At 42.3% G+C, this 17,138-nt stretch carries 15 protein-coding genes and 1 other annotated feature; of the genes, 5 read left to right on the forward strand and 10 right to left on the reverse strand.

Features of this window, described 5'->3' with window-relative positions; genetic code table 11:
• The first annotated feature begins 322 nt into the window (after positions 1 to 322).
• Complete coding sequence (rpsD, locus tag GLW00_RS17615; RefSeq protein ID WP_160916284.1) at positions 323 to 925, forward strand: 30S ribosomal protein S4; 603 nt, start codon at positions 323 to 325, stop codon at positions 923 to 925.
• A gap of 154 nt (positions 926 to 1,079) precedes the next feature.
• Here rpsD and tyrS read toward each other — a convergent pair whose 3' ends face one another.
• Positions 1,080 to 2,348: a tyrosine--tRNA ligase gene (gene tyrS / locus GLW00_RS17620; protein WP_160916286.1), complete on the reverse strand. Its 1,269-nt coding sequence runs from the start codon at positions 2,346 to 2,348 to the stop codon at positions 1,080 to 1,082.
• Positions 2,349 to 2,438: 90 nt separating this feature from the next.
• Positions 2,439 to 2,646 (reverse strand) — a binding site (T-box leader).
• A 120-nt stretch (positions 2,647 to 2,766) separates the two neighbouring features.
• Here tyrS and GLW00_RS17625 point away from each other — a divergent pair.
• From GLW00_RS17625 to GLW00_RS17640, 4 genes are all read left to right on the forward strand, one after another.
• Entirely contained in the window at positions 2,767 to 5,937 is a 3,171-nt protein-coding gene (locus GLW00_RS17625) for a transglycosylase domain-containing protein (RefSeq protein WP_160916288.1), read from the forward strand.
• Between the two features lie 129 nt (positions 5,938 to 6,066).
• Positions 6,067 to 6,711 carry a GNAT family N-acetyltransferase gene (locus GLW00_RS17630; RefSeq protein ID WP_160916290.1) on the forward strand — a complete coding sequence of 215 codons (645 nt, stop codon included), beginning with the start codon at positions 6,067 to 6,069 and terminating at the stop codon, positions 6,709 to 6,711.
• 4 nt (positions 6,712 to 6,715) lie between these two features.
• Complete coding sequence (locus GLW00_RS17635) at positions 6,716 to 7,363, forward strand: acetoin utilization AcuB family protein (protein WP_160916292.1); 648 nt, start codon at positions 6,716 to 6,718, stop codon at positions 7,361 to 7,363.
• A complete protein-coding gene (locus GLW00_RS17640) occupies positions 7,360 to 8,538 on the forward strand; it encodes an acetoin utilization protein AcuC (RefSeq protein WP_160916294.1) in 1,179 nt (392 codons plus the stop codon). The genes GLW00_RS17635 and GLW00_RS17640 overlap by 4 nt, the downstream gene beginning before the upstream one ends.
• 35 nt (positions 8,539 to 8,573) lie before the next feature.
• Here the strand turns inward: GLW00_RS17640 and motS are convergent, their stop codons facing one another.
• From motS to GLW00_RS17685, 9 genes are all read right to left on the reverse strand, one after another.
• Positions 8,574 to 9,359, reverse strand: a complete 786-nt coding sequence (motS, locus tag GLW00_RS17645; RefSeq protein WP_160916295.1) for a flagellar motor protein MotS — start codon at positions 9,357 to 9,359, stop codon at positions 8,574 to 8,576.
• Positions 9,349 to 10,176, reverse strand: coding sequence for a flagellar motor protein MotP (gene motP / locus GLW00_RS17650; RefSeq protein WP_160916297.1), 828 nt, complete (start codon positions 10,174 to 10,176; stop codon positions 9,349 to 9,351). The genes motS and motP overlap by 11 nt, the downstream gene beginning before the upstream one ends.
• Before the next feature lie 51 nt (positions 10,177 to 10,227).
• The gene (ccpA, locus tag GLW00_RS17655) at positions 10,228 to 11,226 is read right to left on the reverse strand and encodes a catabolite control protein A (RefSeq protein WP_160916299.1); all 999 of its coding nucleotides are present in this window, start codon (positions 11,224 to 11,226) and stop codon (positions 10,228 to 10,230) included.
• Positions 11,227 to 11,535: 309 nt separating this feature from the next.
• A complete protein-coding gene (locus GLW00_RS17660) occupies positions 11,536 to 12,594 on the reverse strand; it encodes a bifunctional 3-deoxy-7-phosphoheptulonate synthase/chorismate mutase (protein ID WP_160916301.1) in 1,059 nt (352 codons plus the stop codon).
• Positions 12,595 to 12,798: 204 nt separating this feature from the next.
• The gene (gene ytxJ, locus GLW00_RS17665; RefSeq protein WP_160916303.1) at positions 12,799 to 13,116 is read right to left on the reverse strand and encodes a bacillithiol system redox-active protein YtxJ; all 318 of its coding nucleotides are present in this window, start codon (positions 13,114 to 13,116) and stop codon (positions 12,799 to 12,801) included.
• A gap of 62 nt (positions 13,117 to 13,178) precedes the next feature.
• Positions 13,179 to 13,601 (reverse strand): YtxH domain-containing protein, encoded by a 423-nt coding sequence (locus GLW00_RS17670; protein ID WP_160916305.1) that lies wholly within the window; start codon positions 13,599 to 13,601, stop codon positions 13,179 to 13,181.
• 14 nt (positions 13,602 to 13,615) lie between these two features.
• Entirely contained in the window at positions 13,616 to 14,035 is a 420-nt protein-coding gene (locus GLW00_RS17675; protein WP_089650496.1) for a DUF948 domain-containing protein, read from the reverse strand.
• A 399-nt stretch (positions 14,036 to 14,434) separates the two neighbouring features.
• Positions 14,435 to 15,730: a UDP-N-acetylmuramate--L-alanine ligase gene (gene murC / locus GLW00_RS17680; RefSeq protein ID WP_160916307.1), complete on the reverse strand. Its 1,296-nt coding sequence runs from the start codon at positions 15,728 to 15,730 to the stop codon at positions 14,435 to 14,437.
• A 198-nt stretch (positions 15,731 to 15,928) separates the two neighbouring features.
• Positions 15,929 to 17,044, reverse strand: a complete 1,116-nt coding sequence (locus GLW00_RS17685) for a nicotinate phosphoribosyltransferase (protein ID WP_160916309.1) — start codon at positions 17,042 to 17,044, stop codon at positions 15,929 to 15,931.
• Between the last annotated feature and the right edge of the window lie 94 nt (positions 17,045 to 17,138).

Below are 17,138 nucleotides of genomic sequence, written 5' to 3' on the forward strand. Positions count from 1 at the left end.
CTTTCACCAACATGGGGATTCCCCCAATAAATATAAAAAATACTATAATCACTATATTTCTACGATCCACTCTTCCATACTCGACACCTTTTTTATTTCCATCCCCTTGACTTCCGTATCTATAAGGATTACAATGTTCGTTGTGTAAAATAAATGGCAGCCTATGTGAACCACCATTGTCATCATTTTGTTCCTCTCTTTGAGGTGCATCGTGTAACTCTCTGCTGCTGGGGCGAAGGTGCATGAAAACATAATGAGCAATGATCGAAGGGACACACTGTTTTTATTTTATGCAAAATAAAATAAAAAGGAGGAAATTCCTATGGCACGTTACACAGGTCCAACCTGGAAAAAATCACGTCGTTATGGTATTTCTTTAAGCGGAACTGGTAAGGAGCTTGAAAAGCGCCCTTACGCTCCTGGACAACACGGTCCAAACCAACGTAAAAAACTATCCGAATTCGGTCTTCAACTACAAGAGAAGCAAAAGCTTCGTTTCATGTACGGTTTGACTGAGCGTCAATTCCGTCGCTTGTTTGAAGAAGCGGGTAACATGAAAGGGATCCACGGTGAAAACTTCATGATCCTTCTTGAATCCCGTTTGGATAATATCGTTTACCGTCTAGGTCTAGCTCGTACGCGCAACCAAGCTCGTCAGCTAGTTACTCACGGTCACGTTACAGTAGATGGCGGTCGCGTTGATATCCCATCTTACCGCGTAGCTCCTGGTCAAATGATCAGCCTTCGTGAAAAATCTCAAAAGCTTAACGTCGTAGAAGAAGCGATCGAAGTAAACAACTTCGTACCAGAATATCTTACTTTCGACGAAGACAAGCGTGAAGGAACGTACACTCGTTTCCCTGAGCGTTCTGAGCTTCCTTCTGAAATCAACGAAGCACTTATCGTTGAATTCTACTCTCGTTAATATCTGCTCTTGCAGATCAACGATAAAGCGTCTTTGGAATGTTATTTACATTTCAGAGGCGCTTTTTATTTTCATTAAATGGAAAAGGAATTACGCTCCTCTAAGTAATCCATAAATAAAGAGGCGGACCACAACGGTCCGCCTCTTTGCTTTGTTATTGGAACTTAACCAAGAAATACTTTTTCTTTCCACGGCGGATAATGGTAAAGCGATCCTCAATACGATCTTCCTCACCGATTGTATGCTTAAGATCCTGATTCCGTTCTCCGTTAATGTAAACGGCCCCATTACCGATGTCCTCGCGCGCCTGACGCTTGGAAGAAGAAATGCCTGCATCCACGAGCAGATCGAGCAGCTGCGGTTCTTTTTCTTCGGAATGGTAAGTCGGCACATCTTTAAATCCTTGCTCGATTTCTGCGCCTGATAAAGCTTTGATATCTCCACTGAATAAAGCCGCAGAAATGCGCTCCGCCTGTTTCAAGGCTTCCTCATCATGAACGAGCTTGGTCATTTCTTCAGCGAGACGACGTTGAGCCACACGCTTTTCAGGCTGGCTTTCTACCTCTTTTTCCAACTCAGTGATTTCTTCTACGCTTAAGAAGGTGAAATACTTCAAGAAGCGGATGACATCCCGGTCATCTGCGTTGATCCAGAACTGATAGAATTCGTAAGGAGATGTTTTCTCAGGATCAAGCCAGATGGCTCCACCAGCCGTCTTCCCGAATTTTGATCCATCCGCTTTCGTAATCAATGGGACAGTCAAACCATAGGCTTCCACTTCTTCTTCTCCAGCTGCAGATCGTCTCAGCAGTTCAAGACCGGCTGTAATGTTCCCCCACTGATCGCTTCCACCGATTTGAAGCGTGCAATTTTCTTTTTGATACAACTGTTGGAAGTCAAGAGACTGCAAGATCATGTAAGAGAATTCTGTATAACTGATCCCCTGTTCAATACGGGACTCTACAGAATCTTTCGCCAACATATAGTTGATTCCAAAATGTTTCCCGGTATCCCGGAGGAAATCGATAATGGTCATTTGAGATAACCATTCATGGTTATTGCGCGCAACCGCCGCATTTTCTCCTTCATCAAAATTCAGGATTCTCGCTAATTGTTCTTTAATACTCTCACTGTATCCCTGAACAACCTCTGCACTGTTCAATTGTCTTTCACTTGAGCGGCCACTCGGGTCCCCGATCATTCCCGTACCGCCACCGACAAGCGCAATCGGACGGTGCCCTGCTTGCTGGAATCTTTTCAACATGAGTACTGGAAGCAGGTGTCCAATATGAAGACTGTCCGCTGTCGGATCAAAGCCGCAGTAAAGTGTTACTTGTTCTGACGCCAGGTGTTTTTTTAAACCTTCTTCGTCTGTCATCTGATTGATCAAACCACGTTGTTGCAAATCCTTCAAAATATCCATTGGATCACTCCTCATTCTTTAATAGATAGACTTGTGCTAAGGTCTAAGAGATGAATTTTCTGAATACAAAAAAAGACCTCGCTCCCTGTAAAAAGGGACGAGGTCTCGCGGTACCACCCTTGTTGCACACACGTATCATGTGCCACTCCGATCGATAACGGCATTTCACCGTCTTCTGATTCATACCAGAAGAATGCTCCAGGTCGTAATTCAAAAACAACTGTGTACCGACTCTCACCCACCATCGGCTCTCTGAAACAGGGAATTGTTTTTTACTCCAGTCCTTCAACGCACATATATTCATCTACGTATATATTTATCACAACACAACCCAAAAAGCAATAAACCAGGAGGAGAATTATATCCTATCTTCCTTGGGTGTGTTATAATATTGGTGGATTTTTTAGGAGGTATTATCATGTCTAATAAACCGGAAAACGGGCGAAAAAAGCTGGATATACGCTCTTTATGGCAGAGTGGCACCATCCAGAAAAATGGCCGGATCACCTATGATGTCGTATGGAACGTCATCTTATTTTTTATCATCATCGGTGTTATCGGGTTATTCTTCGCAGGTGGTGTAGGCGCCGGCTATTTCGCTTCTCTTGTGAAAGATGAAGAGGTCAGAAGCGAAGAGCAAATGAAAGAAACGATTTATAACTATTCGGAAACCTCAACCATGTTCTTCAACGATGAAAAAACAGAGATTGGAGATGTCAGGTCGGATCTCTATCGTGAAGAAGTCCAATTAGAGCAGATTAATGAACATTTAAGAAATGCTGTAATTGCGACAGAGGATGAATATTTCGGAGAACACAAAGGTGTGGTTCCGAAAGCGGTCATGCGGGCTGTTGTTCAGGAAGTGACCAACTCCTCCGTCAAAACAGGTGGAAGTACCTTGACCCAACAGCTGGTCAAAAACCAAATCCTGACGAACGAAGTATCGTTTGAACGTAAAGCCAAAGAAATGCTGCTGGCTTTAAGAATCGAACGATTCCTTGATAAAGATGAGATTTTGGAAGCCTATTTAAACATCGTACCTTTTGGCAGGAATGCGAATGGTCAAAATGTGGCAGGCGTACAAACAGCAGCTCAAGGAATTTTTGGAGTGGATGCTAAAGATTTAACATTAGCACAATCCGCTTATATTGCAGGATTACCTCAATCACCCTTCGGATATACCCCTTTCTATAATGACGGATCGATAAAAGAACCAGAAAATTTAGAAGCGGGAATCGACCGCATGCACGAAGTTCTTGAACGTATGCATGAGGCTGAATACATCACTCAGGCAGAGTATGATGAAGCGATGAAGTTCGAGATTAATGAAGAAACATTAACAGATCCAAAAGCTACGGTTCTGGGTACTTATCCTGCTATTAACCAGGAAGTCCAAGGTAGAGCGAAAGCACTCATTAAAGATCACTTAATGAAAGAAAACGGTCATACCGAAAAAGACCTTGCAGAAGACGACGAGTTAAGTGAGGAATATGAGACGATGGCAGAGCGTGAACTTTCTGCCGGAGGATACCAGATTCATACCACACTAGACAAAGAAGTCTATGATGCTATGCAGAAAGTGAGAGATTCCTATACTGAAGGTAACTGGCCATGGGGTAAAGAAACGGTCTTGAACAGTGAAGGGGAGAAGGTCAAGGTTGATTCGCCTCTCCAGCTGGGAAGTATAATTATTGAAAACTCCACAGGCAAGATTTATGGTTTCATCGGTGGATATGATTTTGAAGAAGAAAACCTCAACCACGCAACGCAGGCCCGCCGTTCTAACGGAAGTACCATGAAGCCATTACTGGTCTATGGCCCTAGTTTCGACATGGGGGCAGCTCAGCCTGGTTCTGTAATTGCAGATGTTCCTTTTTACTATAATAGCGGGAAGGAAGTTCGTAACTTCTCGAGAAACCATAGAGGGTTTGTCTCTGCACGTTATGCCCTTGCCAAATCATATAACGTTCCTGCAGTAAAACAATACAAAAAAATTCAATCTCAAAAGCCTGTAGAAAACTATTTAGTTAAAATGGGAATGGAAGAGAATTTAGTTAAAGATGACTACACGAATGAGTCAATGGCACTTGGTGGACTTAGGTACGGAATTACAGTAGAAAATAACGTAAACGCTTATGCTACATTTGGAAATAAGGGTAAATTCGTTGATGCGTATATGATAGAAAAAATAGAAACAAAAGACGGAGATACCATCTATGAACATCAAGCGGAAGAAACAGAAGTGTACAGCCCGCAGGCAGCTTACCTTACTATTGATGTCATGCGTGATGTATTGGAATATGGAACAGGTTCTAGGGTCCGTGGTTTGCTTTACAATAGAGGCGTCGACTGGGCTGGCAAAACCGGAACGTCACAATCGACCAGAGATTCCTGGTTTGTAGCGACAAACCCTAATGTTACGGTCGGCATGTGGACTGGTTTTGCAGAAGGAAACATGCAGAACTTAAACTACAACTCACGTACGCAGGGCTTATGGGCGGACGTTGTCAATGCCGTGTCTGAACTCCGACCAGAATTAATGGTTCCAAAGAACGACTTCCAAAGCCCGGGTGGTTTGGTGACGCGTTCATATTGCGCCACATCAGGACTGCTGGCCTCTGACCTATGCTCTTCTGTTGGGCTTGCCAAGAGCGATCTATACGATGCCGACTATGCACCAACAAAAGTAGACGACAGCTTGATCAGCGGTGATTTTGTCCGTGTCAAAGATCAACTGGTCTTAGCAGGTCCGAATACACCTGGTGAATTCATTATTGATGGTGGAGGCGTTACTCTCAGCCCTGAATTCTTAGAAGAAAATGGGTACACAAGCTCTGAAGTATTAAAAGAACTCTTGCCGAATTCAGGCGCATGGTCCAATGTGGCTCTTCCTTCTACGGATAGTATCGGATCGACCGCTTCTTCCATTGATAATGATGGACAGGCACCAGCGGCACCAGGGTCCGTGAGCGCTAGTGGATCGGCCATTTCCTGGTCACCTTCCTCCAGCAGTGATGTTGTAGGATACCGCGTTTATCGCGCTTCTACACCAGGAGGATCATTCACTCAAATTGGAAGTACAGTCGACAATTCTCTTGGATTCTCAGGAGGAAGCGGAATTTATGCCGTAAGAGCCGTAGATTACTTCGGTCAGTCTTCGGGATTATCCGGAACGACGACTGTAGGAAATCCCGGCGCACCAGAACCTTCAGATGATGAAGGCACCTCCTCTAATAACTCAGGAGGAAATTCAAACTCAGGCAATGATTCTTCCAATAGCGGATCTTCCAATGATGGGGACGAAGATTCCAACGATTCGAATGGAAATAATTCTGGGAATGATGAAGGAAATTCAGATGGTGGACAGGCAAACGATAGTGAGGGATCTGGAAACAATGATTCTGGAGACAGTGGATCTGGAGACGATAACTCCGAAGGGAACTCCGGTGAGGACTCTGGCGGAGAAGGATCTGACGATGGCACTGGAGATGGTTCCGGTTCTGACTCTGAAGAGGATTCTGACTCTGGTGACGGGTCAGAAGGTAATGATTCTGGAGCAGATGATGTATCAGATTCTCAGGAAAATTAAATCATGAATTAAAATCCGATCGGCTTGCCGGTCGGATTTTTTCATACATCATGAAAAACAAGCATGGTTTCATGTATAATGGAGGAAATTAGCAAATTAATCTATTAATCTATGTCAGGTGGTGGCTGAATGAATCATGAAAAGACGTATCATTACGAGGCATTTGACACAGAACATGGACCTGTCATCGTAGAAGGTCCATTGCCCTCTGAAGATCTAGAGAAGTACACGTTCCATGAAGGTTTGACGGCCTTCCGTCCCCCGGAAAAACAATTTGAGGCCATTAAAGGGATTGCAGACTTCGAAGAAGGACGTATTATTATTGCGAGGCACAATGAGGAAATCATCGGTTATGTTACCTATCTCCATCCAGATCCTCTTGAACGTTGGTCAGAAGGAAATATGGAAGACCTCATAGAGCTTGGAGCAATTGAAGTCATACCAAAATTCCGCGGCTATCGAATTGGCTCGCGTCTATTAAAAGTCTCCATGATGGATGAATATATGGAAAACTATATCATCATTTCTACAGAATATTATTGGCACTGGGATCTTAAAGGTACAGGACTGAACATATGGGATTATCGAAAAGTCATGGAAAAAATGATGGCAGCAGGAGGACTTACTCCCTCTCCTACTGACGATCCAGAAATCATATCCCATCCTGCAAACTGCTTGATGGTGAAGATAGGAAACCATGTCTCTGATTCATCTGTTGAACAATTTGATAAATTGAGGTTCTTAACAAGGCATCAATATCGCACGAGGAGGTAGTCATATGTTAGTGGAAGAAATCATGAAAGAGAAAGTCATTACCCTTTCGCCTGAAGAAACCATTGAAAAAGCTTTGAAACTCCTTCACGAACATCATATTCGTCATATCCCAATCATCAACGAAGAAAATGAAGTCATTGGCATCGTCTCAGACCGTGATGTCAGAGATGCAAGTCCTTCAGTTTTTGACAAAGAAACCGCTCATGAAGAGCTGAAAAATCCAATCCGATCCATCATGACCTCGCCCGTAACAACAGTGCATCCGCTGGATTTTGTTGAAGAAGTGGCCTCCATTTTTTATGAGCAGGAAATTGCCTGTGTCCCTGTGACTCGAGATGAAAAACTGGTAGGAATTATAACGGAAAAGGACATGTTGTACACGCTCATTCAACTGACGGGAACTCATGTCCAAAGTTCACAGATTGAAGTTAAAGTGATCAACAAACCCGGAATACTGCCTCAAGTAACTCAAGTGTTCGGTAAAAGAAAAGTGAATATCAGCTCTGTCCTCATCTATCCCTATAAACCGGATCCCAAATATAAAATCATAGTGGTAAGGATCCAAACCATGAATCCCCTGCCTACGATTGAGGACTTGAAATCTGAAGGCTATGAAGTACTGTGGCCTCAAATGCCAGGGATTCCATCATGACCTGTCATGCTGGATTTGTGTACTCCGAAGAATTTACGACATACCGCTTTCGCGACGATCATCCTTTCAATCAAATGCGTGTGGTGATGACAAAAGATTTGTTAGAATCTGCAGGTGCGTTATCTGAGAAGGACATCATTGCTCCACGCTTGGCCACAGAAGAGGAATTGTCGCTTGCGCACAGCAAAAAGTATATTGAAGCTGTCAAAAAAGCAGGGCAGGGGTTATTGACAGAAGATGAGGGTATGGAGTTCGGGATCGGCACCGAAGATACGCCAATTTTTAAAGGCATGCATAAAGCGTCCCAGTTGCTTGTTGGAAGTACATTATCTGCCATAGATGCAGTTATGGAAGGAAAAGTGCAGCACGCATTGAATCTTGGCGGTGGTTTGCACCATGGCTTTGAACGTAAAGCCTCTGGTTTTTGCATCTATAATGATGGAGCCGTAGGCATTAAATATATCCGAGAAAAGTACAAGGCTAAAGTTTTGTATGTGGATACCGATGCGCACCACGGGGATGGTGTACAGTGGGCATTTTATGACGATCCGAACGTGTGCACTTTTTCCATTCATGAAACAGGGCGATACCTCTTTCCTGGCACTGGCAACGTCAATGAACGTGGACTAAAAGAGGGGTACGGTTATTCGTTTAATATCCCCATCGATGCTTTTACAGAAGATGAATCTTTTTTAAGTGTTTATGAATCCGCTTTCAGAGAAATTGTCGATTTCTTCAAACCGGATGTCATTGTTACTCAAAACGGTGCAGATGCTCATCATTTTGATCCTTTAACTCACTTATGCTCCACGATGAAAATTTACGAAGCTATCCCAAAACTGGCTCATGAACTTGCTCATGAATACTGTGAAGGGAAATGGATTGCTCTTGGAGGAGGCGGGTATGACATCTGGCGAGTGGTCCCACGAGCCTGGGCACAAATTTGGAAGGTAATGAATGATCAAACCCCTTTCCAGGGGGCCCTCCCAGTGGAATGGGTTCAAAAATGGCAAAAAGAGGCTCCGGTGGACTTGATGGAAACCTGGCATGACCCCCCTCATGCATTCAAACCAATTCCGCGCCGGGAAGAAATAACAGAAAAAAATAAAAAAGTGTTAGCAAAAGCCTTACAATTAATCCACAATCAGAAGAAGTTCAATACTAATTCTATGTAAAAAAAGCCACTACTCTCTTGCAGTAGTGGCTTTCATTAAGTAGAGGAGCTTTCGTAATCCGGGTCAAGAATCACAATTTCCACTCTCCGATTTTTACTCCAATTTTTTTCTGAATCATTCGGTGCTACAGGTCTTGTTTCTGCATAAGCGACAGCAGTAAAACGCTTGGGGTCTAACCCTTCCGTGTTTGTAAGGATATAGCGGATGACGCTGCTGGCTCTAGCACCAGATAACTCCCAATTTGAGGGATAACGATAAGTATTGATCTGCCGATTATCGGTATGCCCCTCTACTTTAACGAAATTCGGAATATTCGTTAAGAGGGTACCGACTTTCGTTAAGAAAGGTTTTGCCCCATCAAGGATTTCAGCACGGCTCGTTTCAAACAGCAACTGTTCTTCTAAGACCAGTACAATCCCCCGCTCTGTTTGAGTAGCTGCAATGATGTCACTCAAGTTGTTCTCTTTAAGATATTCATCGACTTCTTCTTTTAACGCTTCAAGATCTTCCGTCTGCTCATCCTCTTTAGAGGCCACATGATCAGGCGTATCTACAGGGTCTTCAAACTCATTGTTTTTTTCCCCGTTCTCTTGAATTTTCGTCTGTTCTGTTGGATAGTCGCTCTCGATAGCTGATGGATAAAAGTCAAAAATCATCCGGTTACGGAAGGACTCTGCTATGGCTTCAAATTTTACTAAATTAATTTGAGACATGGAGAATAAAAGAATGAAAAACACAAGTACCAGTGTAATCATATCCGCGTATGTAGTCATCCATTTGGGTGCGCCTTTATTCTTTTCCCTTCTACGCTTAAGATTCATTAGCAGTAGCTCCTAATGGATCTTCCTCTACTTGTTCCTTTTCTTCTACTTTCTTATCACTTTCAGATAAAAATGCGCTCAGTTTTTCTTCCAGAATTTTAGGATTCTGCCCAGACTGCACACCAATAACACCTTCAATGATAACTTGTTTTATGAATATCTCTTCATACGTTTTGTTTTCAAGCTTTCCAGCCATTGGGATAAAGACAAGGTTGGCAAGCAATGTACCATAAAAAGTAGTAAGCAGGGCTACAGCCATTTGAGGACCAAGTGTTGCAGGATTGGATAAGCTTTGCAGCATAAGGACGAGACCAATCAATGTCCCAATCATTCCCCACGCCGGGGCATATTCTCCTGCCTTCTCAATGATAGCTCTCCCTCTTTGATGACGCTCTTCAACGGCCACGATTTCTGCTTTCATAATGTCATTGATGACCTCTGGTTCAATACCATCTACAGCAAGAAGGATTCCTTTCTTAATAAAGGGATCTTCCACTTCTTCCAGTTCTGTCTCAAGAGCAAGTAAACCCTCTCTCCTTGCTTTTTCAGATAAGCTTACAAACAAGGAAATCAATTCTCTTAAATTCAAGTCACTCGTTTTAAAAGCCTCTTTAGTTACACGGAACGTCAGCTTCACTTCTCTCATATTGAAGTTTACTAGAATCGCTGCTGCAAGCCCCCCAAGAACGATTAAGATCGAAGACACTTGAATAAACGACTTAAATCCTCCGAAACCAGCGTTTGCCATGATCCCAAACATGACCATGGCAAAACCGACTGTAATTCCGATGGGAGTCAATAAATCTTTTTTTGTCATTCCACTCTCACCTCAGTTTCGAACAAGTACCTTATAGTACATATATCGGTACTATTTCTGCTGAGTTGAGTTTCTTTCGATAATTCTATGCGGCAAAATGACATTCTGCTCTTCCACTTCTTCTTTATTCATGAATTTCGTAAGAAGACGCATGGCCACGGCACCAATATCATACATTGGCTGCACGACTGTAGAAAGCGTCGGACGCACCATCGTAGCTAGGCGGGTGTTATCAAAACCAAAGACTTCTATGTCCTCCGGAACACGAATGCCACGGTCTTGCGCACCATGAATGACACCAAGTGCCATCTCATCTGAAGAAACGAAAATAGCCGTTGGCTGGTTGTCCATCTCGACAATCTGTTCTAATGCTTCAAGGCCAGAATCATAGGAGTAATCGCCTGTAACCATCCATTTTTCCGGCTGTTCTTCGCCACTTTCCTTCATAGCACGTGCAAAGCCTTCTACTTTTTCAGTATTAATGACCGTGTTTTCAGGACCAGAAACAAAAGCAATACGTTTGTTATTTTCAAGCAGCAGCTTTGTTGCATCATAAGCAGCTTCTTCGTAATTAATATTTACGGATGGAGTTTCTTTTGTCTCATCTACCGTGGCAGCAAGTGCAATAGGGACAGAAGAAGTTTTGAATTCACGGATATGATCTTCTGTAATATCTCCGCCCATGAAGATCAAGCCATCCACTTGTTTTCCTAACATGGCATTGATTAAATGAAGCTCTTTATCTTTATTCTGATCGGAGTTACTCAGAATAATATTGTAATTGTACATCGTTGCGATATCTTCAATTCCCCGCGCTAGTTCCGCAAAGAAAATACTGGAGATGTCAGGAATTATTACTCCAACGGTTGTCGTTTTCTTACTTGCTAATCCACGAGCGACCGCGTTCGGTCGATACCCTAGTCTTTCAATGGCGTCATGTACTTTTTTACGTGTCGCCGGCTTAACATTCGGATTCCCATTCACAACCCTTGAAACCGTCGCCATCGATACATTTGCCTCTCTCGCTACATCATATATTGTTACATTCATCATGCATCCTCCTTCGTCAAATCCAGTCGTTCATTTTTGTTCAATAGGATAATCATACGATAAATCGCTTACCCGCGCAATATTCGTAGCTTTTCTCTGTATTATTATACCCTAATTATTATAACGGATAGCCGTTTCCCTGCAAAAGAATAAGATAAAAGGACCTCCCACCCTTGATATCTCTATTTAAGTTACTGACGTGAGAAGAGCTTGAAAACAAAAAAAAGTTAGGCTAGCTGACCAGCCTAACTTTTCACTTCCATTGTTTGTTCTATAAAACATTACAATTGTAAAATGGGGGTCTTTATTTTATTTTTTTAACTCTTCCATGAAAGCATGGAACGTAGGGATATCCATTTGTTGCGCTGAATCAGACAGGGCTACAGCTGGATCAGGGTGAACCTCTGCCATGACTCCATCTGCACCGATGGCTAGAGCTGCTTTCGCCGCAGGTAATAGGAGATCACGACGACCGGTAGAGTGTGTGACATCCACCATTACAGGCAAGTGAGTTTCCTGTTTTAAAATAGGTACAGCAGAGATATCCAGGGTGTTTCTTGTCGCTTTTTCATACGTGCGGATGCCTCGTTCGCAAAGAATGATATCCTGGTTCCCTCTCGAGATGATGTATTCCGCTGCATTTATGAACTCTGAAATTGTAGCAGACATTCCTCTTTTTAATAGGACCGGTTTATTTACAGAACCTGCTGCTTTAAGAAGTTCAAAGTTTTGCATGTTACGTGCACCGATTTGGATAACATCCAAGTAATCCAGGGCTTCTTCCAAGTCTGCAGGGTTTACGATTTCACTGACAACCGCTAAATCTTGTTCGTCAGCGGCCTGCTTGAGCATTTTTAGACCTTCAATACCAAGTCCCTGAAAGTCGTAAGGAGATGTTCTCGGCTTGAATGCACCTCCGCGCAAAAGTTTAAGCCCTTGGTCTTTAACAGCCTTTGCAACTGTCGATACTTGTTCATAACTTTCTACGGAACAAGGCCCCATAATGAAAGAGGGTGATCCATTTCCGACTTTTTCTCCCTTGATTTCTACTACTGTGTCTTCAGGCTTTTTCTTACGTGATACAAGCAGAGCCTTCCTGTGATCATCTTCTTGCAACTCTAAAGCTGCCTTGAAGATTTCCTTGAATAAGTGAACGATTGTTGAATCCTCGAAAGGACCTTTGTTATGTTGAGATAATTGATTGAGCATCGCTCTTTCCCTAACAGGATCAAAGCGGTTCATCCCTTGCTGCTCCTTGATTTGACCGATTTCCTTTACTAGATCACCGCGTTTATTGATTAAATTCAAAAGCTGTAAATTAACATCATCTAATTGGCTACGCAGCTGGTCAAGATTTTGATTACTCATTATGTTCGTCCCCCTACCAAGAATTTAGTGTTATGAAATGGATGAATACTTTAAATAATTAGGGACAATTATAGCTAATATTTCGACAGTTGTCACCCCTATAAAGGGTTTTCATGAAATTCTTTATCAAAAGTTTATCTAACCTTTATCAACAATACTGTCCTAAACCAAAAAAGGCCTGCTTTTTTACAGGCCTTGACGAAGTTAGACTTCCAATAATCTCTCTTTTGTGATGGCCGAATGACTGTCATGCCAAACAGCTTCTCCTTCTTGAAACTGAATGACCTGAGGTGACTCATGACGTACTCCAGTGAATTCAGCAATATGGTTGGATAGTTCCCTTGAATCCTGCACATAAAGTATGAAGCATGGAACAGATGTCTCTTCAGTAAAACGGAGAAACTGCTCTTGAGCTGCAGCACTGATCGGGCAAGTGAGACTATGCTTTAGTAAGAAAAACTCTTGATGCATTTCTACGATGTTTATAAATTCCTCTTTACTTTTAATCACTTCGTGTTTCACATGTATTCCTCCTTCAACAGAAAAGATGGAGGTTGATTGTTCAACCTCCATCTCACTTTTCATTATAAATTAGATGATGTCGTAGAATCTTGTTGCTTTTCAAGCTCTTGTGCAGCTTCTTCAATGGCTTCTGCCACTTCTTGAGCTGCTTTTTCAGCTTCATCTTCTTCACTTGAACGGAAGTTTTTCACTTTATCTTTCACAGCTCCACTGAACTGCTGGGATTTCTCTGACACGTTTTTAGAGAGTTGAGAGGAAGACTCTACGGCTTTATCTTTCCATACGCCACTTTTCTCATAAGCGACATCTTTCCACTCTCCAGCACGCTCTTTCCATTCACTGGAGCTACTATTGATATTGTCACGAAGTTCACGACCGGATTTTGGTGCGAACAATAGGGCTACGGCAGCTCCTACGAGTCCACCAATTAAAGAACCTAGTACGAAATCTCTTCCATTACCATTTTGTTGATTTTGTTGACTCATAAACGAATTCCTCCTTAAGATTTAGTCTCTTCTTTCTTTGCTTTCTTCCACAAATTGATGGCCACTTGCCCCCATTTCATGGCTTGGGCTGCTGTATCCGTGTTCTCATGAGCTGACTGGGTTAGCCCTTTGGATACAGATCGAATAGACTGATTGAACTCTTGAACTGTGTCACCAATTCCCTTGACCCCGTCTACTAAAGTATTCAACTTTTGTGACTTTTCTCCTACATCTTCAGCCAATTTATTGGTTTTATTCAAGAGCTCGGTTGTCTCTAAGGTGATTCCTTCCATTTGCTTTTCCACACCTTCAAGTGTGTCAGCAACGTTGTTCATCGTACGGCGCACAGCCGTCAGAGTCCTCGCCAAAAAGATGACAAGAACAGCAAAAGCCACTGCTGCAATTAGTGCAGCAATGTACAGAATAATAATCATTCCCCCTGCACACTCCTTCTTATGTAATCCACATAGTTTAGTTTATACCCTAATTAGACATTTCTAAACGTAGTGGCTACTATAAATGGACTTATTCGCTATTGTATCCGGAAATTCCTTCATTAATCGGATATTTTGTTCGAAAAAGTTCCTTTTTGCTATTATCCTGCGATAAAAGTTTGATCCTACTTAGAGGTAGAGAAACCATCCATTTGAGTATAGGGTTCGTTTCACCTTTATTACAAATGGGGGTGGTTGGCAAGGATCGAGACTTGCCTGGGCAGCGAAGCGGCTTGACCACATAAAAGATACCTGATTCCGGCAAATTAAATCCTCAGCAGCTTGAAATTGCGCACAAAAAAGAAAAACATGCGGCTATATTTAAAGCCGCATGCTCATTTAGTCGTTCTGCTTCTCATAAGCCTCTTGGAATTTTTGAATATCGCCTGCTCCCATGAACAATAACACACCATTTTCATGCGCTGAAAGTTGATCGACTTCTTCCAGTTGTAAAACGCGGGAGTCAGGAATCAACTCCTGCAAATGATTGATAGTCAATTTACCCTCATTTTCTCTGGCAGATCCGAAGATATCGCAAAGATAAACTTCATCTGCTTCGTTCAGACTTTCTGCAAATTCATTTAGGAACGTTTTGGTTCTCGTGAACGTATGAGGCTGAAAAATCGCGACTACGGGACGATCTTTATATTTCTTCCGAGCCGTTTCAATCGTAGCATTAATTTCGATTGGATGGTGGGCATAATCGTCTACTAAAATCTGGTCATGCCACTGTTTTTCTGTAAATCGTCGTTTAACACCCTTGAATGTAGCAAGCTTTTTTATTTCCTCTGACTGCATATTTTCATAGTGACATAATGCTATGACACTTAACGCATTCAATACGGTGTGGTTACCATACTGCGGAATGGTAAAGGTATCATAATAGTTGTTTCTGACGAAAACATCGAATGAAGTTCCTTCTGATGTTTCGGTTATGTTCTGAGCTTGGAAATCATTTGTATCTGCCAGTCCATAATAGAGGACCGGTACATTGGCTTGAATATGTTGGAGATGCTCATCATCTCCACAAGCAATGATTCCTTTTTTCACTTGTTTCGCCATTTCCTGAAAAGCCTGGAATACATCATCCACACTACTGAAATAGTCAGGATGATCGAAATCAATATTCGTCATGATCGCGTAATCCGGTTTATAGGAAAGGAAATGACGTCGATATTCACACGCCTCAAAAGCAAAGTATTGACTGTTTTCGTGCCCCTTACCTGTACCATCTCCAATAAGATAAGAAGTCGGATAATTTTCAGATAGGACATGTGCCAATAATCCTGTTGTTGAGGTCTTACCATGAGCGCCAGTTACTGCAATACTTGTATAGTTTTGCAGCCACTCCCCTAAAAATTCATGATAACGATAAAACGGCAGTCCCAGTTCTTTTGCTTCTTGAATTTCCTCGTGATCATCACTGAAAGCATTCCCAGCAATAATCGTCAATCCTTCTTGAATGTTTTCCTTTGAAAAAGGAAGAATTTCTATATTCTTAGATTCTAAAACTTCTTGAGTAAAAAAACGTTTTTCAACATCTGATCCTTGAACCTTCTCACCAGAATCATGAAGAATCTGGGCAAGCGAACTCATTCCTGTTCCTTTGATACCAATGAAATGGTAAGTTGTCATAAACAAGAACCTCCAAAATAAAGTGGGTCACTTTAAGTATAGTATATGTAATCTTCATGGATATGCGATTTAAAGTTGCACGCTTCGATAACCACGCATCTGCATTACCCAATCATATCACGGAATGGACGACAGAAAAAGTAAATATGACCCAATCAAAAGGCACAAACAAACGCTGTCCGTGCCTTTCTCAAGCGATCATTCTTCTGCTCCAGTATATTCAACATATTCCAAGCGTGGATTATGCTTGTACCTTCTACCTTCCTTGGCTTCTGGTTCACCATCGATCAATACATTATCACCTGTAAAACCGATTCCGATTTTCAATAAACTACCTCCGACACCATACATGTCAACTGGTACTTTCTTTTCTTCAAACGCCCGGATCCGCTCCTTGGTGAATCCACCGCTGACTACAATTTTCACATGCTTGTAACCTTCCTGATCCAAAGCACGTCTGAGGGCAAAAATCAATTCAGGATTGACTCCTCTTGGATCAAAAGTACCCATAAGGTGCTGATTTCTTAAGAAATATTTATCTACGAGGTTACGGGAAGTATCTAAGCGGACACCCTTCAATTCATCACCAAATTCTCGAGCTACCTTTAATGAATCAGTAATGACATCATTGTTGTAATCCACAAGGGCCATCAGCTGATCGTTTGGAAATTGTTGATGATAGGCTTTCGTTGCCGCTACAACATCCCCTTTGAACATCTGGATCAGGGCATGAGGCATGGTTCCCATTCCCTCTTTCCCCCACCATTCATTCATCGCGTGTGTCGCTTGTGCCGTAGAACCGCCGATAAAAGCAGAATAACCATCCCCTGATTGCTGGGTGAAGTGATCATCCCGGTCACCCATGAAAATAATCGGCTTCTGCTTACCCGATGAACGAGCTGCTTTGACGACATTATATACATTGGTGGCGACAGAAGTTCTCCTCGCTAATATCCCATCAATGATTCCTTCTAAAAATCCAAAATACTGATAAGGTCCCGTCACCGTGAGCACTGTCTCATAAGGACTGATTTTATCCCCATCTTTCAATGAATGGATCTCAAGCTTCTCTGGGTGCTCGGCAAACGTATGGATCAAAGCAATGACTTCATCGGTTCCACACAACACAGCATGGTCCTTTTGAAAAAATTGCATCGTTACTTTATTATCAGGTAAATGATTTTCTACAATATCTCTTGTCTTTAAAAAGTAAACAGCAGAAAACCAGCCTTCCGCTACACGTTCATCAAACTTAAACGTTTTATTCGTTAATCGGCTGATTTCGCCATTCAACTTCAGTGCTATTTCCTTCATGGCTTAACTCCTTAAACATAGAGGTCATGATCACTCTCGTTTTCATTCATTGTTAATCATATAAAATTGAGAAGTTTTGCACAAGGTTTTTGCC

The sequence above is a fragment of the Halobacillus litoralis genome, assembly GCF_009856445.1.
In the GTDB taxonomy this organism is placed as follows: Bacteria; Bacillota; Bacilli; order Bacillales; family Halobacillaceae; genus Halobacillus; species Halobacillus litoralis.